At 57.9% G+C, this 18,380-nt stretch carries 16 protein-coding genes; 9 read left to right on the forward strand and 7 right to left on the reverse strand.

The features are described from left to right. The 3 genes from arsB to QRN85_RS00520 form a co-directional block, all read right to left on the reverse strand. Positions 1-1,062, reverse strand: coding sequence for an ACR3 family arsenite efflux transporter (gene arsB / locus QRN85_RS00510; RefSeq protein ID WP_113100185.1), 1,062 nt, complete (start codon positions 1,060-1,062; stop codon positions 1-3). Position 1,063: 1 nt separating this feature from the next. Next, positions 1,064-1,591 (reverse strand): arsenate reductase ArsC, encoded by a 528-nt coding sequence (locus QRN85_RS00515; protein WP_113092264.1) that lies wholly within the window; start codon positions 1,589-1,591, stop codon positions 1,064-1,066. 182 nt (positions 1,592-1,773) lie between these two features. After that, the gene (locus QRN85_RS00520) at positions 1,774-2,127 is read right to left on the reverse strand and encodes an ArsR/SmtB family transcription factor (RefSeq protein ID WP_284756784.1); all 354 of its coding nucleotides are present in this window, start codon (positions 2,125-2,127) and stop codon (positions 1,774-1,776) included. Between the two features lie 272 nt (positions 2,128-2,399). Here QRN85_RS00520 and QRN85_RS00525 point away from each other — a divergent pair, with 272 nt between their 5' ends. The 6 genes from QRN85_RS00525 to QRN85_RS00550 all read left to right on the forward strand — a co-directional run bounded on the left by QRN85_RS00525 (position 2,400) and on the right by QRN85_RS00550 (position 8,577). Then, positions 2,400-3,155, forward strand: a complete 756-nt coding sequence (locus QRN85_RS00525; protein WP_062589967.1) for a GntR family transcriptional regulator — start codon at positions 2,400-2,402, stop codon at positions 3,153-3,155. Between the two features lie 132 nt (positions 3,156-3,287). Beyond that, a complete protein-coding gene (locus tag QRN85_RS00530) occupies positions 3,288-4,505 on the forward strand; it encodes an ABC transporter substrate-binding protein (RefSeq protein ID WP_284756786.1) in 1,218 nt (405 codons plus the stop codon). A 63-nt stretch (positions 4,506-4,568) separates the two neighbouring features. Then, positions 4,569-5,486 (forward strand): carbohydrate ABC transporter permease, encoded by a 918-nt coding sequence (locus QRN85_RS00535; protein ID WP_284756787.1) that lies wholly within the window; start codon positions 4,569-4,571, stop codon positions 5,484-5,486. Beyond that, the gene (locus QRN85_RS00540; RefSeq protein WP_284756789.1) at positions 5,486-6,316 is read left to right on the forward strand and encodes a carbohydrate ABC transporter permease; all 831 of its coding nucleotides are present in this window, start codon (positions 5,486-5,488) and stop codon (positions 6,314-6,316) included. Before QRN85_RS00535 ends, QRN85_RS00540 begins: the two co-directional genes overlap by 1 nt. A 12-nt stretch (positions 6,317-6,328) precedes the next feature. Then, on the forward strand, positions 6,329-7,486 hold the full coding sequence (locus tag QRN85_RS00545; protein WP_284756790.1) for an ABC transporter ATP-binding protein: 1,158 nt from the start codon (positions 6,329-6,331) through the stop codon (positions 7,484-7,486). Between the two features lie 449 nt (positions 7,487-7,935). Beyond that, positions 7,936-8,577: a TetR/AcrR family transcriptional regulator gene (locus tag QRN85_RS00550; protein WP_284756791.1), complete on the forward strand. Its 642-nt coding sequence runs from the start codon at positions 7,936-7,938 to the stop codon at positions 8,575-8,577. Between the two features lie 198 nt (positions 8,578-8,775). On the opposite strand, the gene QRN85_RS00555 is transcribed toward QRN85_RS00550, so the two are convergent. Genes QRN85_RS00555 through QRN85_RS00570 form a run of 4 tightly spaced genes read right to left on the reverse strand, consistent with a single transcriptional unit; the run spans position 8,776 to position 14,052 of the window. Continuing rightward, positions 8,776-9,699: a hydroxymethylglutaryl-CoA lyase gene (locus QRN85_RS00555; protein WP_284756793.1), complete on the reverse strand. Its 924-nt coding sequence runs from the start codon at positions 9,697-9,699 to the stop codon at positions 8,776-8,778. Between the two features lie 4 nt (positions 9,700-9,703). After that, positions 9,704-11,698 carry an acetyl/propionyl/methylcrotonyl-CoA carboxylase subunit alpha gene (locus QRN85_RS00560; protein WP_284756795.1) on the reverse strand — a complete coding sequence of 665 codons (1,995 nt, stop codon included), beginning with the start codon at positions 11,696-11,698 and terminating at the stop codon, positions 9,704-9,706. A 4-nt stretch (positions 11,699-11,702) separates the two neighbouring features. Beyond that, a complete protein-coding gene (locus QRN85_RS00565; RefSeq protein WP_284756797.1) occupies positions 11,703-12,509 on the reverse strand; it encodes an enoyl-CoA hydratase-related protein in 807 nt (268 codons plus the stop codon). Between the two features lie 7 nt (positions 12,510-12,516). Further along, a complete protein-coding gene (locus QRN85_RS00570; protein ID WP_502870752.1) occupies positions 12,517-14,052 on the reverse strand; it encodes a carboxyl transferase domain-containing protein in 1,536 nt (511 codons plus the stop codon). A 189-nt stretch (positions 14,053-14,241) separates the two neighbouring features. Between QRN85_RS00570 and QRN85_RS00575 the strand changes: the two genes are divergently transcribed. The 3 genes from QRN85_RS00575 (at position 14,242) to QRN85_RS00585 (ending at position 18,279) form a co-directional block, all read left to right on the forward strand. Then, positions 14,242-15,261 carry an AraC family transcriptional regulator gene (locus QRN85_RS00575; RefSeq protein WP_284756799.1) on the forward strand — a complete coding sequence of 340 codons (1,020 nt, stop codon included), beginning with the start codon at positions 14,242-14,244 and terminating at the stop codon, positions 15,259-15,261. Between the two features lie 175 nt (positions 15,262-15,436). Beyond that, the gene (locus QRN85_RS00580; protein ID WP_284756800.1) at positions 15,437-16,792 is read left to right on the forward strand and encodes an AMP-binding protein; all 1,356 of its coding nucleotides are present in this window, start codon (positions 15,437-15,439) and stop codon (positions 16,790-16,792) included. A 59-nt stretch (positions 16,793-16,851) separates the two neighbouring features. Beyond that, entirely contained in the window at positions 16,852-18,279 is a 1,428-nt protein-coding gene (locus QRN85_RS00585) for an aldehyde dehydrogenase family protein (RefSeq protein WP_284756802.1), read from the forward strand. Positions 18,280-18,380 lie beyond the last annotated feature (101 nt).

Below are 18,380 nucleotides of genomic sequence, written 5' to 3' on the forward strand. Positions count from 1 at the left end.
TCATGTCCTTTCGGTAGCTGCTGCTCGTTTCGAGACTGCAGGCGATGCTTCGTACCAATCCTTCGAGCGGTTCACGATCCAGACGACAGACAGCATCACCGGAACTTCAATCAGGACGCCGACGACCGTCGCCAGGGCCGCACCGGACTGGAAGCCGAACAGGCTGATTGCCGCTGCAACGGCCAGTTCGAAGAAGTTGCTGGCGCCGATCAGGGCGGATGGCCCGGCGACGCAATGCCTCTCGCCCGCCATTCTGTTCAACAGATATGCGAGCCCGGAATTGAGATAGACCTGAATAAGGATCGGTACAGCCAGCAGGGCGATGATGGTCGGCTGGGAAATGATTTGTTCGCCCTGAAATGCGAAGAGAAGAACCAGCGTCGCCAGCAGGGCAACAAGCGACATGGGCTGCAGCTTTGCCAAGAGGCTGTCCAGTGCGCGACTGCTTCCGTCCGCGGTCAGCCGTTTTCTTAAAAGCTGCGCGATCACAACCGGGACGACGATGTAGAGACCGACAGAGAGCGCCAGTGTTGCCCATGGCACCGTGATTGCGGAAAGCCCGAGCAGCAAACCGACGACCGGCGCGAAAGCGACGACCATGATGGCATCGTTGAGTGCCACCTGCGACAGCGTAAACAGCGGTTCACCACGGGTCAGATTGCTCCAGACGAAAACCATGGCGGTGCATGGTGCCGCAGCCAGGATAATCAGCCCTGCGATGTAGGAATCGATCTGATCTTGCGGGAGATAGGGGCGGAACAACCACCCGATAAACAGCCATCCGAGAAGCGCCATTGAGAACGGCTTGATCGCCCAGTTTATGAAAAGCGTAACCCCGATCCCGCGCCAATAGGACCCGACCTGCCCCAGCGACCGAAAATCGATTTTCAACAGCATGGGAATGATCATCAGCCAGATCAGGATTGCGACGGGAATATTGACCTTGGCAATCTCCGCAGCCCCAATCATCTGGAAAAAGCCGGGCATCAGATGTCCAAGGGCTACTCCAACTGCGATGCAGAGAAACACCCAGATCGTCAGATATCGTTCGAATGTGGACATTTCACTCGGCCTTTGCGGACTTGACCGATGCGCCTTCAAGCGAGCCGATCTGGCGAACGTGCTGTTCGAGGGCCAGGCGGTCAAGCGAGGCGATTGGCAAATTGATGAAGGCGGTGATCCGGTTTTTCAAAAACCGTGCAGCTTGAGCGAAAGCGCGCTGAATTTCGACCTCAGTCCCAACCACAGCCGCCGGATCCTCGACGCCCCAATGGGCGGTCATCGGATGGCCGATCCATACCGGGCAGGCTTCACCGGCTGCGCTATCACAGACGGTGAAGATGAAATCCATCTCCGGGCTGCCAGGCTCAGCGAAAACATCCCAGCTCTTCGACGAGAAGCCCTGCGAATCATAGCCGAGCGCATTCAGTTCCTTCAGCGCATGGGGATTGACTTCGCCCTTCGGCTGGCTTCCGGCGGAATAGGCTTTAAACCTGCCTGCACCTTCCTTGTTGAGAATGGATTCGGCCAGAATAGAGCGGGCGGAATTGCCCGTGCAGAGAAACAGTACGTTATAAATTTTGTCAGTCATGGGTGTGGTCCGTAATGAGGTTGGTGTCATGTTCATCGTCATGATGGTCGCCTACAATTACAAATTGACGACATCTGGTGGGTTGCAAGCACCGCAGCCGGCACATCAGCACGCGGCAGCGCTGTCGAGCGCCTTGTAGAGACGGACGTCGTCACCGGACACTTGGCAAAGCGTGATCGCGCTCAACATGGCTTCGCCAGCGGTGCGCAGCATGGCGTCAGTTCTGCAATCAGCGGCGCGCAAAGCTCGGTCGATCCGCCACAGCAGTCTTTCAGCAGGAACAGCGTCAAGTCGCGCAAAGCGTCGAGGTCGGCCCGGTAGATGATTGATCGGCTCTGACGCTCGCTTCTGACCAAGCCGGCACGAGAGAGTGTGGCCAGATGGGCAGACATCGTGTTCTGCGGAACATTGAGCAGACGCGCCAGCTCTCCAGCTGGCACGCCATCGGGCTCGTGGCTCACGAGCAATCTGAATGTCTCAAGCCGCGTGTTTTGAGCCAAGGCCGCGAGTATCGAAATAGCATTTTCGTTTTCCATATATCCAGATTAATGGATTTATTATTCCCGTCAAGACTTTTCAGAACTTCGTTGTTAACTTCGAAATCATGGTCAATCTGGGCATTGCCCTGGCATGGGTATCATTCCATGAGCATTGGTAACGGGACACCTCACGGCGCGGATGTCCCTTTCCGCCTGGACATCGATTTTGTGCCCCAGGCCAAGCGGAAACTAGCCCTTGTGAAATTTCACAACATGTTTTATATCGGCATGAGGCTGGCTTTCTGGATCGCAGTGGGAGGAGACCGGAGATGGCACGCAAGCAAACCAAGCCCGAACTCGTAACCGACGGCCAAAAACCGCAGCGGGCAAACCGGGTGAATTTTTTTGATCTCGCCTATGAACGGATCGAAGAACTCCTCATCAATTGCGAGCTGAAACCCGGCCGCCAGTTGACCCTTCAGGAACTGCAGGATGTGACAGGCCTTGGCCGCACACCTGTCCACAATGCCGTCAGCAGGCTTGCCGCAGATACACTTCTCATCGTTTTGCCGCGACACGGCCTTCGGGTTGCCCCGATCGATCTGGCGCGGGAGCGGCTGCTTCTGCAATTGCGCCGCGATATGGAGCGGTTTGTCGTGCGCCTGGCAATCGAACGCGCCAGCCTCTCCCATCGCAATCAGATGCTGCATATAGAACGCGCGCTGCGCGAGCGCCGCGACAAGATTACCCTGACCGAATTCAACCTTCTGGACCGCCGGATAGATCAGATCCTGCTTTCTGCCGCGAACGAGCCTTTCCTTGAGCATACGCTGCGCCCATTGCACACGATTTATCGTCGCATCGGTTTTATCCACCACACATTGACGCTTGGGAAGGCAGATCTTTCACAGACCGTCGACTGCCATCTGTCGGTGCTCAATGCCGTCGCCAATAGACATCTCGACACCGCGATATCAGCAACCGATGCACTGATCGGCTTCGTGGATTCGATGTTCGACGAGATGGAGGTAGGGATGGACCCCCGGCTTCTGGACTGTAGCATCGAGCCGATTTTCAATATCTGAAGCGTAGGAAATACCGCGCAATAAAGCCAATTGCGCGGCGTCTCACTTTATCTTCGACGCTGAAATATCACGAAATTCTAACTGATGGTGACGCTGGGGAGGTGTCGCTACAACGCTCAGGGAGGAGCAAGAATGAAAATATCTATGAAATCACTGATGGCGGCCACGATGGTGGCTGCTCTGGTCCCTTGGGGCGCCACAGCATTCGCAAAGGAGAAGATCACTTTCGCAGCAGCCGTCTTTGCCGAAGCCGGACGTGGTGACCGCGTTAAAGCATGGCTTCAGAAATTCAACGAAAGTCAGGATAAGGTCGAAGTCGAAGCAATTGCGATTCCCTTCTCCAGCCTGGCCAATACCGTCTTCACCCAGATGGGTGGCGGTGGAGGCCCGGATCTCGTTCGATTTGACCAGACCGATTTTTTTGCTGCGGTGCCGTCCGGTCGGCTGCTGCCACTCAACGACCTGATCAACGACAAGGACTATGAATTCCTGGGGCCCGACCGCTTCATGAAGGTGAAGGACGTTCGTTACGGTCTGCTCTTCGATACCACGGGTTACGCCCTGCTTTACAACAAGGATATCCTGCCTGAGCCGCCGAAGGACTTCGATAGCTTCCTGGCTGCCGCCAAGGAAAAGACGAAGGATGGTACCTTCGGCTATGCTTACCGCGCCACGATGGCCGAGCGCGCAGGTTTCTGGCAGGATTTGTGCAATTATGTCTTCGGCTTTGGCGGCCGCTGGAGCGACAAGGATGGCAAGCTGACGCTCAACAGCCCAGAGGTCATCAAGGGTGTAGAAGCCTATAAGAAGGTTTACGACGCAAGCGTAACGCCAAAGGGTGCTGATGCAGCAACCTATCGCCGCATGTTCTGGGAAGGCAAGATTGCCATGAACGTCGACAATGGCGGCGTGGCAGCCATTTTCCACCAGAACGCGCCACAGCTGCCCTTTGCCGCTGCCCCTTCGCCGTTTCCTGACAAGGCCCAGGGTCTCATCATGACGGCGCTTGTCGTCAATGCCAACACCAAGCACAAGGATGCGGCCGGATCATTTATCAAATGGGTCTATTCGCCCGAAAACCAGAAAGCCCTTCAGGCCGCCATGGGAACCGGCGTCGGCACCAAGCTGGATATGTCCGCCGAAGAACAAGCCAAGCAACCCTGGCTTAAAGTCTACGAGGGGCAGATGCAGAACGCGCTTCCGCAACTCGTCATGGGGCACGAGAGCAAAACGCCTGAAATTCAGCAGATCGTCCTGGAACAGGTGCTGAAAGTCCTTCTCGAAAATGCAGACCCGAAAGAAGCGATGGACCGCGCGCAAACTCTGGTCGAGCGCCGCGTTCTTCGGTGACACAACAGCGGAGGCTCGACACGGGCCTCCGCATAACCACCCGCTTTCAGTTTGAGGTCAATCATGGAACGCGCCCGACACGTTCGAGCACGGCTAGACGGCCACCCGTGGACGCCATATCTCTTCGCCGCCCCTGTCGGCATCTATCTTCTGCTATTTCAGTTCTATCCGCTGGTACAGCAGCTCTACATGAGCTTTACCGCGACGGACCTGTTGACACCGGATATCAATCCGTTCGTCGGCGTGGAGAACTATGCCTTCCTGATTGAAGACGGCGAACTGTGGAAAGTCTTGTGGGTTACGGCGATCTATACGCTGGCCTGCGTGATCTTCGCTATCGGCGTCGGCCTCGGATCGGCGCTGCTTCTCGATTCTCCGTTTTTCGGGCGCGGTGTCGCCCGCGCGCTTGTCACCATTCCCTGGGCAGCGCCTTCGGTGGCAGTCGCCCTTATCTTCACCTGGATTTTCAATTCCCAATACGGCATCTTCAACCGCATCCTGACTGCTTTCGGCCTCCCATTGGGCAGCGAAAACTGGCTGGATAATCCAGGCCTGGCTTTGCCAGCCATTCTCCTGACCACCGTGTGGCAAATCTTTCCGTTCTCATCGGTCGTCATTCTTGCAGCACTTCAAGGTGTGCCGCAGGAATTGAAAGAGGCGGCCGTCATCGACGGCGCAGACCGCCTGAACATTTTCAAGACGGCAACCTGGCCCACCATCCAGCCGACCGTGCTGATGCTGACACTCTTCGTCACCATCTGGTCTCTGCGACGCTTCGATCTCATCTGGCTGATGACGCAGGGCGGGCCGATTGGAGCGACCAACACCCTCGTCATCGAGCTTTACCGACAGGGCTTTGTCTATCGTGATCTCGGCACCGCCGCCTCCTTCGGCATGATCGGTCTCTCCATCGCTCTTCTGGTGACCGTCATTTATTTCAAGGTCACCCAGATGACCGAGCAGGCACAGGGAAAACGGTGATGAGCACTCGACACAACGGCCAGCACCTTCGCATCCTCTTGGTTCTTCTCATGCTGGGCTTTGCCGCTTTTCCGATCTACTGGATGTTCGTGACGTCGATGACGCCGTCATCGGAGTTGTTTGCGACCTCGCCCCGGCTGCTGCCGGAATGGTCGCAACTCGGCATCTACCTTGAGGTTTTCAACACGATACCGGTCGCAACCTGGCTGAAAAACAGTTTTCTCGTCGCAGCGGGAACAACGGTGCTCAGTATCCTGCTTGCAGTCTTGCCAGCCTATGCCCTGTCTCGCTTCAGGTTTACGGGGCTGGCCCTTCTGGGCTTCGCCCTGTTTGCGACGCAGATGCTGCCGGAAGCAATGCTGGTGGTGCCGCTTTATTCAATCTTCGCGGACCTCAATCTTTTGAACACCGCCTCTGGCCTCATCCTCGCCAATACCGCCTTTGTCGTGCCGGTCATAACGTGGATCATCAAGGGCGCCATTGACGGCATACCGATCGAAATTGAGGAAGCGGCGCGGGTCGATGGATGCTCACGGCTGGATATCGTGCTCGGCATCGTCATTCCGCTCATCGCCCCCACACTCGCAGCCGCCGCAGTCATTTCCTTTTTCCATGGATGGAATGAATATGTTTTCGCTCAAACGCTGATCAGCAGCGAGAACATGCGGACCGCTTCGGTCGGTCTTGCAAGTTTCGTCGGCGAGCTTTCCACGCCCATCCATTCCGTCATGGCGGTCGGCGTCATCTACACCCTGCCTGCCATCGTCTTTTATCTTTTCGCCCAACGCTACGTGGTCGCCGGAATGACCGCTGGCAGCGTCAAAGGCTGATAGGAACCTGTCATGTCCGCTATCGAGCTCATCAATATTTCCAAGAAATTCGGCGCGAAGGAAGTCATTCGCGATATCGATATCTCCATCGATGAGGATGACTTCCTCGTTCTGCTGGGTCCCTCCGGCTGTGGAAAATCCACGCTGCTGCGAATGCTGGCAGGGCTGGAAAGCATTTCAGGCGGTCAGATCATGATTGGAGGCAAAAGGGTCGACCAGCTGCCGCCGGGTGATCGCGACATCGCCTTCGTTTTCCAGTCCTACGCACTCTACCCGCATCTCTCCGTTCGCAGGAACATGTCCTTTCCCCTTCTGATGCAGGAATTTCGCCTGTGGCACCACCTGCCTTTCATTGGCGGCATTGCAAAACGCCGCATTGAAAACTCTGCTCGCATCGTTGAAAAAGTCGGCAGGATTTCGAAAATCCTGGGCTTGACGGAGATGCTGGACAGGTTTCCCCGCACATTGTCCGGCGGACAGAGACAGCGCGTTGCCCTTGGTCGCGCCATGGTACGCGAGCCTGAAGTCTTCCTTATGGATGAACCGCTCTCCAACCTCGATGCAAAGCTGCGCACCTCCATGCGCTCGGAAATATCGAGGCTCCATAAGGAGATCGGGGGAACCTTCGTCTACGTGACCCACGATCAGGTGGAAGCAATGACGATGGGCACCAAGATTGCCCTTATGCGAGATGGCATCATCCAGCAGTTCGGCACGGCACGGGAAATCTATACCGATCCGGCAAATACCTATGTCGCGCGCTTCATCGGCACACCACCAATGAACCTCATCGTCGCGAAACACCAGGGAGACATCTTGACGGTGGGATCAACAACCGTTCCCATCAACCTCCCCACTTCCGGGACAGAAAGCGATGTCCTCCTTGGCGTAAGGCCCAACGCAATCACATTGACCACCGAGCCCAGGCCGGGCTCACTGCGTGGCGAGGTTGTCATGGTCGAACATGTCGGTGCCGATTCAATCATCGCCGTGCGCCTCACCGATGGCAGGACAGCCCATAATGACGACGGTGACCTCGATGCGGTCATGGTGACAGTTCCCGGCTATTGTGAATTGTCGATGGGACAGCCGGTATCGCTCACAATCGATCCTGATCAACCAATCCTGTTTTCGGCCACGTCTGGACAGCGGATAGCCAAATCCGGCTAACGCCCAGCCGGGCTGCCCGGGGCGGGTAATCCGAGCCGCCCCATGGAAAAGTGGTCAAGCCTTGGAAGGGGGACGACAGAAAGTCGATCCCCTTCACATCTGCATTGCCTTTTCTCTTTGCTCACGACGATGGAAGCGGCGAAGTCCTAGGCTACGTCGCCGGGATCATGCGGTTGTGTCCATGCCGAACCGATCACCCGTGACGCTTCCGCTTTGCGTCGCTGACGATCAACCATGGTGATGCCAGGCTTCCGTGGGCGCTCCCTCTCACTTCACCGGTCAATTGATCCGTCAGTTCTCTCGACGTCACTCCTGGATTTGAGGTAGAGACGATCGAAAGTGTTCAGAACTTGCTTAAGTGCATTTACTGGGCCATCTCGTTGATCCAAACAGAGCCAATCTTGATGACAACGGATGACTGCCACTTTCGATTCTACCAAGGAGATAGTGTGACCGAGCCGCGGGATACGAAGACAAGAATCATGGACTCCGCCGAGGCGCTGTTTGCCGAAGCCGGCTTTGACGCCGTTCCCATACGCGAGATCATGCGCCGCGCGGATGCCCGGCTTGGTTTGATGAGTTACTATTTCGAGTCGAAGGAGGCTCTGCTCGAAGCCGTCATCGCGCGGCGGATCGATGTCCTGAGCAGTGAGAGAAAGAATCGTCTGCTCGTTTTTGCCGGAACCAGTGAAAGCTCGATCGAAAAGATCGTGGATGCCTTCATCGATCCTTTTCTTGAGATGATGACGACGAAAAACGACGGCTGGCGAAACTATGGCAGGCTGATTGCCCACCTTGCCCAATCAAGCCGCTGGATCGAGCTCATCCATAGATATTTCGACGCAACGTCCGAACTTTTCATTGCTGAACTCAAGAGAATTTGTCCGAATGTACCAGACGACAAGGTCGTACGCGGATACGTCTGCACCGTAGGGGCGATGCTGCACATATTCTCCATCACCGGCCGGATGCGCATGTTATCCGATGGCAAAGTGGATGATGAGGATATCGCCAAAAGTGGCGCAGACCTGAAGACATTCATTTCCAGCGGCTTGAAAGGCACGTTAACTGAGGGCGAGAGACGGAGCTAAACGTCCTGGCATCAGCCCACATGCCTACAGATGCAGAAAAGTGGGGTGTAAGGGCAGAGATGAGGTGGAGGAAATCAGGTGACTGACGAGGAAACCGGAGTGCCACCAATTAGCGAGATGTTTTTAAAACCGGTCGCGTAATTATCTTTCAAGACAGGGCTGTGAACGCAAGCGGCGACGGGGCCCTATAAAGCCGCGTCACCTTCGCAATTTGCCTGTCAGTGCTTTCGTTACCCGCGAAAGCTCAGCGCGACCCGTGACGTCAGCAATCCATAAGGCCGTTTCCGCCAGCTGCTCCAGGTCTATATCGCGGCAAAGGCCAAGGTCCTGCAGCAAATAGACCACCTCTTCCGTCGCGACGTTGCCGGCTGCCCCAGCTGCATAGGGGCAGCCGCCCAAACCGCCGACCGAGCTGTCGAAGACGCGTATTCCGGCATCCAGTGCGGCCTGAATATTGGCGATGCCCATGCCGTATGTATCGTGGAAATGGCCAGCGAGCGCCGATAGGGGAGCTTCTGCCGCGACCGCTTCAATCATCCGCTTCACCCTGGCTGGCGTGCCCACGCCGATCGTATCACCCAGCGATACTTCACGCGCACCATTTTCCAGCAGCAGACGCGTGACGCGCGCCACAGCGCGGGGATCGATTGCTCCCTCATAGGGACAGGCGATGGCGCAGGAAACGTAGCCGCGCACCGGCAGTCCGGCCAGCCGGGCAGCTTCGAACACCTGACGAAAGCGCGCAAAGGACTCATCGATGGAACAGTTGATGTTGCGATGGGAAAAGGTCTCGGAGGCAGAAGCAAATACCGCGACCTCTCGCGCTCCGGCTGCCCTTGCAGCCTCGAAACCCTTGATATTGGGCGTAAGCGCCGAGAGAGTGACATTCTCCAGCTCGGATGCCCTGGCGCAGGCCATCATCACATCTGTACTGTCCGCCATCTGCGGAACCCACTTCGGCGAAACGAAAGCGGTGGCTTCGATATGGTGAAGCCCTGCCTTGGCAAGACGCTTTACCAGCTCGACTTTCACCTCCGTCGCAACAATCGCGGCTTCGTTCTGCAATCCGTCCCTTGGGCCAACCTCTACGATGACGACCTTGTCTTCGTTTGCTCGCTGCATCACCCTATCCCTGTACCGCAGGCTGGAAATCGACGAGTTCCGCCCCTGCCAGCACCTGATCGCCAACTGCATAATGGAAGCTGGCAAGCGTTCCATCTGACGGCGCAGTGATCGTGTGCTCCATTTTCATCGCTTCCATGATGAGCAAAGGATCTCCCGCCTTAACGGATGCGCCGGCCTCCGCAAGAAGCGCAATGACCGAGCCCGGCATCGGCGCACGAAGGCCGCCGCTGCCGGTCTGCGTGCCGCTTTCCCACTGGAGATCAGGCAGTCGGCGCACCACATAGCTCTGCCCGGAATGGAAGACATGGCGGTCGTCCGCATCCTTGACGATTGTCGCCTCGCATCGGCGCTCTCCAAGGTACACGCAAATTGTCGCTTCGGCGCCGCTTCTGCGCGCATGACCTTGTGCGAAAACAGATGTGTCCCGCGCAGAAGAAAGCGCTAACGTCCAGCCCTTACCCGAGGAAAAGGCCGTTATCTTGCAAGTCTCACCCCTGCAGGAAAGCTCGATCCGACGTTCTGCTCGACCGCTCAGCCTCCAGCCGTCAATCGCCGTCCATGGTGATGCGTTTTGCTCTGGCTCATCACGCAGAAGTTCGTCCAGAGCCGCGAGATACCACACCTCGTCAGGGACCGGTGAAGCGGCAAACAATGCCTCCTGTTCGCGCTCGATCAGGCCAGTATCGAGGTCGGCCCCGGAAAAGGATGGTGTCTGGACAAGGCGGCTGAGGAAGGCGACATTGGCGGTCAATCCGACGATCTGGATCGAGCCCAGTGCTTCGCCCATGCGTTTCAGCGCCTCTTCTCGATCCGCCCCGTGGACGATCAGTTTGGCAATCATGGGGTCATAATGAGGGGATATGGCATCGCCTGCGTCAACCGCGCTGTCTACCCGCACCCGGGCATCCGTTGCGGGCAGCCTTAGATGCCTGATGGTACCGATTGACGGCAGGAACCCCGCGTCCGCGTCCTCCGCATAGATACGCGCCTCTATAGCGTGCCCCATCAAAAGCACGTCCTGCTGGCGTAGCGGCAATGGCTCGCCGGACGCAACGCGCAACTGCCACTCGACGAGGTCAAGCCCGGTCACCATTTCCGTGACAGGATGCTCCACCTGCAGGCGGGTGTTCATTTCCATGAAATAGAAGGATCCGTCCTGGTTCGCGATGAACTCGACGGTTCCTGCCCCGACATATCCCACCGCTTTTGCCGCCTTTATAGCAGCAGCGCCCATGGCGGCACGTCGCTCATCCGTCATTCCGGGTGCGGGCGCTTCCTCCAGAACCTTCTGGTGCCGGCGCTGTACCGAGCAGTCGCGTTCATTGAGATGGATGCAGTTGCCGAAGACATCCGCAAAAATCTGGATTTCTATATGGCGCGGCTTGAGGATATATTTCTCGATAAGAACATGATCGTCGCCGAAGGCGTTGCGCGCCTCGCGTTGGCAGGAGCCGAGCGCATCGGCAAAATCCTCCGGGCGGTCGACGCGCCGCATTCCCTTGCCGCCACCGCCCGCAGAGGCCTTGATAAGGACGGGGTAGTCGATAAGGTCCGCTTCGCGCTGAAGCAGCGCCGGATCATTATCCGCACCGTGATATCCGGGCACGAGCGGCACACCCGCCTTGCCCATCAGCTCCTTGGCGGCCGACTTGGACCCCATGGCACGAATGGCGGCCGCAGGTGGACCGATGAACACGATGCCGCTCGCAGCGCAGGCTTCGGCAAAGTCGTCATTTTCAGACAGGAAGCCGTAGCCGGGGTGAATGGCCTCGGCGCCGGTGCGTCGCGCCGCAGCCAGAATCCTCTCGGCAACTAAATAGGATTCACGGGCAGATGCAGGTCCAATGAGGATTGCTTCATCCGCAAGCCGCACGTGCCGCGCACCCGCATCCGCCTCGGAATACACAGCCACCGTAGCAATGCCCATGCTCCGCGCGGTGTGAATGATGCGGCAGGCGATTTCCCCGCGATTGGCGATCAGGATCTTCTTGAACATGACTTTAACCTGATCCTTTCGGCCGCTCTGCGATCCAGCCGGGATCGCGCTTTTCGAGGAAGGCAGAAAGACCTTCGCGTGCCTCCTGGCTCGCCCGGCGCGCTGCGATCAGCTCCGCCATTTCCGACACCAGCGCGCCGTCAATGGTGCGCCCTGAAATCCGCCCGACCAGCGACTTCGCTTCCTGAACAGCCTGTGGGGCGCCTCTCAGCAGAGCGGCGACAATCCCCTCGACAACGTCATCGAGACTGTCCCTGTCGCTGACCTCATGAACGAGACCCAACGCATGTGCGCGTGTCGCGTCCATACGCTCCCCGGTCAGAAAATACCGGCGGCAGTGGCGTTCACCGATCGCGGCGGCAATCAGGGGGCTGATAACGGCTGGGATCAATGCAAGCCTGACCTCCGATGTCGCAAACACCGCATTTGGAGCAGCGACTGCGATGTCGCAGGCTGCCACCAGCCCCATACCGCCGCCAATGGCTGCACCCTGAACACGAGCAATCAGCGGTTTGGGGCATTCACGCAATGCCAGGAACATGCGCCCCATGGCCGCAGCATCGGCAGCATTGTCTTCAACGGAGGCAGCGCCTTGCCGTTTCATCCATGCAAGATCTGCTCCCGCCGAAAAGTTCGCCCCGCGTCCGGCAAGGACCAGAACACGCACACGCGCGTCTTTGGAAAGCATCTCTATGACATCAGTCATTTCCCGAACGAGGTTTTCATCAAAGGCATTGTGCTGTCCGGGCCGGTTCATCCAGACCGTTGCGACCTTATCATTTATCTCGAGTTGAAGCGTTTTATAGGTCATGGGAACCTCACATGCGGAAAAGGCCGAAGCGCGTTTCGCCAATCGGCGCATTCAGCGCGGTCGAAAGCGAAAGGCCAAGAACGCGACGGGTCTGGGCAGGGTCAATAATGCCATCGTCCCACATCCGTGCGGTCGAATAATAGGGATGGCCCTGCCGTTCATATTGGTCACGGATGTTGTTTCTAAACGCATCTTCTTCTTCGCCAGGCCATGTCTCTCCCTTGGCGGCAGCGCCGTCACGACGAAGCGTTGCAAGAACGGATGCGGCCTGCTCCCCACCCATGACGCTGATGCGCGCATTGGGCCACATCCAGAGAAAACGCGGACTATAGGCACGTCCACACATGCCATAGTTTCCGGCACCAAAACTTCCGCCAATGACGAGCGTGAGCTTGGGAACCGCCGCTGTGGCGACAGCTGTCACAAGTTTGGCCCCGTGCTTGGCGATGCCTTCATTCTCATAGGCGCGACCGACCATGAAGCCGGTAATATTCTGCAGAAACAGCAGGGGAATGCGGCGCTGTACACAAAGCTCTATGAAGTGCGCACCCTTCAGAGCCGCTTCACCGAATAGAATGCCATTATTGGCGATGATGCCGACCTGCATCCCATAGAGCCGGGCAAATCCCGTCACCAGCGTCGTGCCATATCGCGCCTTGAATTCGTCGAAACAGGAGCCGTCGACCAGACGGGCAATGACCTCGCGCACATCATATGGTTTGCGTGTATCCGAGGGAATGATGCCGTAGAGGTCTTCGGCGGGATAGATTGGTTCGTCGTATGGTGCGGCGGCAATGTTCTGCTCTGGCAATGTCGAAACGATGCGTCTGGCAATGTGGAGAGCGTGCGCGTCGTTTTCAGCAAGATGGTCGGCAACACCGGAGATGCGGGTGTGCACGTCTCCACCGCCAAGATCCTCGGCCGTGACGACTTCACCCGTCGCCGCCTTTACCAGAGGTGGCCCTCCCAGGAAGATGGTGCCCTGCTCACGGACGATGACCGTTTCATCGCTCATGGCGGGGACATAGGCCCCACCCGCCGTGCAGGAGCCCATGACAACGGCGATCTGGGCGATCCCTGCCGCCGACATCTGTGCCTGATTATAGAAGATACGGCCGAAATGATTTTCGTCCGGGAAGAATTCGTCCTGCAGAGGCAGGTAACCACCACCTGAATCCACGAGATAAAGGCAGGGAAGACGATTTTCTGCGGCGATTTTCTGGGCACGCAGATGCTTCTTGACTGTCATCGGGTAATAGGTGCCGCCCTTGACGGTCGCGTCATTGGCGATGATCATGCATCGGCGGCCTTCGACATTGCCTATGCCTGCCACGATGCCGGCAGACGGTGCTTCACCGTCATACAGCCCGTGCGCTGCGAGCTGACCGATTTCAAGAAATGGCGATCCCGCATCCAGCAGGCGATCGACGCGTTCGCGCGGCAGCATCTTCCCGCGGCTTGTGTGGCGTTTGCGCGCGACGTCACCGCCACCCAAGGCCGCCTGCGACGTTTTACCAACGAGATCGGCAACCGCATCGGCCATCGCCTGCGCATTGGCGCGAAATTCTGCCGAAGCGGAGTTGATGCTTGTTGACAAAGGGTTCACGTCCGGCCTCCTCTACTGCAGGCGTTCCCCCGCGCCGGCAATTATTGACTTTCGCGTAATCTAACGTTTCAAGATACTCAAATCCCGTCAAAGAATTGATGGATAGTGCCAAGGGGGTAGGGGTCGATGACCCATGCAAGAACGCCGTCCGGCTTTGCCTCGGCCATTGTTTCCGCCTATCACATGCGGGGCATGAACCCGCAGGAAGCGCTTGACGCAGCCGGTCTGGCACTTGGTGAACTTCATCCGGACAGCAGGATTACGGCGGACCAGCTTGAGCGCCTCTCAAACCACGCCATGCGGGAGCTGGACGACGAGGCGCTTGGCTGGTTTTCCAGACGGCTGCCCTGGGGAAGTTACGGCATGTTGTGCCGCGCCTCCCTGCCCTCCGCCACCCTCGGCATAGCCATCGCGCGCTGGTGCCGCCATCACAACCTCATAGCGCAGGATGTTGAACTCAGCCTCAAAGCCGACAGACATCTGGCTGAGGTTCGGATCGAAGAGAAGCGCGACCTTGGCATTCTGAGAGAGTTTTGCCTGGTAAGCCTGCTGCGCAATCTGCAAGGTGTGGCCTCCTGGCTCGGCGACACGCGCATACCCCTGATCGATGTCGAATTTCCCTTTGCGGCACCGGCCCATGCTGAAAGCTACCGCTATCTGTTCGATGGACCTGCCTCGTTCCGAGCAGAGCTTACCACGCTTCGTTTCGATGCGGCCTATCTGGCTCTGCCCGTCCTTCGCGATGATGCCGCCCTGAGGCAGATGCTGCGCCGCCCGCTGCCGTTGATGGTGCGCCAGTATCGCCGTGACCGTCTCCTGTCTCGCGAAATCCTGCGCTTGCTGGGCGATATGCCTGCGGCGAGTGCCGATGAACTGGCCGAGAAGCTGAATCTGTCGACCCGCAGCCTGCACCGGCACATCAAGCAGGAAGGGACCTCGTTTCAGGCTCTGAAGGATCTTTCGCGCCGCCGTCTGGCGGAAAGACTGCTTGCATCGACACCATGGCCGATCAAGCGAATCGCGCGCGAATGCGGTTTTGACGCCGAGGCAAGTTTTGTGCGGGCGTTCAAATCCTGGAGCGGCCAAACCCCACGCGCTTATGCTGTCAACGCCCGCCAGGGCAGGTCGGTGCACGCCAAAGCGTGAAAGCTGCATGGGATCGCGATGCCTCCCTGCAGTTGTCTCAATGCGTCAATTCTTTGGCAGGATTTGATGCCTGTTCGACTATAGCTTTCCCGAAGATCAAGACGCAACCCGGTGGGACGGGGCGCTGATGGGAGGGGACCTGGATGATCGAATTCAATGCCGCGGTGGTGCGCCAATGCTGCAATCCCGTGTGAGCGGCGACCGGATCGTCCTGCATCTGCCGAACGGCTGGCAATGGGTGGTTGCCTATCACGCAATAGCCAGGCTGGGTGCGGTCGTCGTGCCTGCAAATTTCCTCCTCAGCGCCGAAGAGGTCTCCTATATCGTTGAGGACTCCGAAGCGGCTGCCCTGATCGTTCCGGCGGAACGCCGTGCCTCTTTCACGACGAGAGCCCAGGTTTACACGCTTGGGGAGGCACCGGAGGCCGAAGAATTGACCCGCCTTCTCGACGGTGACTACATGTTACCCGTCGAGCGCAATCCGGAAGACCTTTTTACCATCGGATATACGTCCGGAACGACCGGTCGGCCCAAGGGCGCGACCATGAGCCATGAAGGCCTTTTCGCCAGCCTTTCGGGAACAGCCACGATCCACGTCCGCCATGAAGGCGACGCGGTGTTGACGTCCCTGCCTTTCCCGCATGTTTACGGAAACATCGTCATGAACGCGACGTTTCTGGTCGGTTCGCGGCTGATTACAACGCCGCGCTTCGATGCAGCTGAGGCGTTGCGCCTCATCGGCGAGGAAAAAGCCACCCTTTTCGAGGGGGTGCCGACCATGTTCTACCAGATGCTGGCCCACCCCAGTATCGGCGATGCCGACTTGAGCAGTCTGACACGGTGCACCGTCGGCGGGCAGACCATGCCGACCGCCAAGATAAATGCCGTCACAAGCCGCTCTGGATGTCCGCTTCTGGAACTGTGGGGCATGACCGAAGTTGCAGGGCCTGCCGTTACCCATTCGCCATACTGGAGCCCGAGACCCGGTTCCATCGGCTTGCCGATGCCCGGCTTTGAGACACGTATTGCGGATCTGGAGGATTCGTCGCGCGACGCAGCACCGGGTGCAGCAGGTGAACTCATGGTGCGCGGCACCATGGTCACCAAGGGCTACTGGCGCAACGAAGCTGCCACAAAAGAAACCATCAATGCGCAGGGCTGGCTTGCGACCGGCGATATTGCACGTGCTGACAAGGACGGTTTCATCTTCATCGTCGACCGCAAGAAAGACATGATCACTACCGCGGGCTACAACGTCTATCCTGCTGAGCTTGAGCAGGTCATTGCCATGCACCCGTCTGTCGCAATGGTCGCCGTTGCCGGCACCGCCGAGAAGGGCGAAATCGCCCAGGCTTTCGTCGTGCCTCACCAAAATGCGGTCTTGAGTGAAGAAGACCTGATCGCCCACTGCCGCAAGCATCTGGCATCCTACAAGATTCCGCGAAAGGTCATTTTCGTTGAGGATCTTCCTAAAAACAGCACCGGAAAAATTCTACGCCGTTCGCTTCGAGAAGCTCAGGCAAGCGTCTGACGGCGCTTTGCCTTCATCACTATGTGCGCGTCCATGCGCGGGGAATGGGAGGTTCCATCATGTCCGTGAATTTCAATGCAGACTATACGATGACCATCGACGGCAAGGCAGTCACGGCCGCGTCGACATTCGAGGTGTTCAATCCCGCAACGGAAGAGGTGATCGCAACCGCACCTGACGCCAGCCGCGAACAGCTGGAAGCAGCCGTTTCCGCAGCCAAGGCAGCCTTCCCCGCATGGTCGAAACGCCCCTTGGCCGAACGTCAGGCCTTCGTTGCACGTCTTGGCGATGCCATCGAAGCCCATGCGGCCGATTTCATGCGGCTTCTGACGCGGGAACAGGGAAAGGCGTTCAAAGGGGCCGAGTGGGAAGTCGGCGGATCTTCCATCTGGTGCCGGGAAATCGCCAAGCAGGAGCTGCCCCTACACGTCGTCGAGAAAACCGATGACCGGACAGTGGAAACAAGGCGCGTTCCGCTCGGTGTCGTCGGTAGCATCACCCCATGGAATTTCCCGATCCTCCTTGCCGTGTGGAAGATTGCACCTGCGCTGGTTGCCGGCAACACCATGGTCCTCAAACCATCGCCTTACACCCCTTTGTGCACACTGAAACTGGGTGAGATTGTCCGCGACATCCTCCCTCCGGGCGTCCTCAACATCGTATCGGGCGGCAACGAGCTCGGCTCGTGGTTGACCCAGCATAAGGACATCAGCAAGATCAGTTTCACCGGTTCCACAGCCACTGGGCGCAAGATCATGGAAGCGTGTTCCGGAAACCTCAAGCGCATCACGCTGGAGCTCGGCGGCAATGACCCGGCAATCGTTCTGCCTGACGTAGACATCGAGAAAACAGCTGAAAAACTATTCTGGGCCGCCTTCCAGAACAGCGCCCAGTTCTGCGTGGCTGCCAAGCGGCTCTATATCCATGAGGATATCTACGATGAACTGGCAGCGGCGCTGGTGGCCTATGCCAGAACCGTGAAAGTGGGCAATGGCGCCGACCAGGGCACGGATCTTGGCCCGATCCAGAATCGGATGCAGTTTGAAAAACTCAAGAACCTTCTGGCAGACGCAAAGGACAAGGGACTGCGTTTCCTGCTGGGCGGCGATATCGGGCAAGGCAAAGGCTTCTTTGTCCCCGTGACGATCATCGACAATCCACCAGAGGACAGCCGAGTGGTGGTCGAAGAAGCCTTCGGTCCCGTCCTGCCTCTTCTCAAGTTCAAGGATCTCGACGATGTCATCGACCGCGCCAACAACACGGAATACGGCCTGGCGGCCTCCGTCTGGGGCAAGGACGTGGTCAAGGCACGCAGCATTGCCGAGCGGATAGAGGCAGGCACTGTCTGGGTAAACGAAATCCACAGTTTCTCACCGCATGTGGCATTTGGCGGCCACAAACAATCGGGTATCGGGATTGAAAATGCGCTTGAGGGCTTGAGCGAATACACCAATTCACAAACACTGGTCATCAACGCAGCTGCCTAAGATGCCGGCCTCCGGAGCGGCGCATGAATGTGCCGCTTCCTTAAACGCGTTGCTTTTGGGTGGGGACGGTTCTCCGTCGACGTGCATTTCCAAGGCGACTT

This window comes from Agrobacterium sp. fls2-241-TYG-188a (assembly GCF_030209845.1).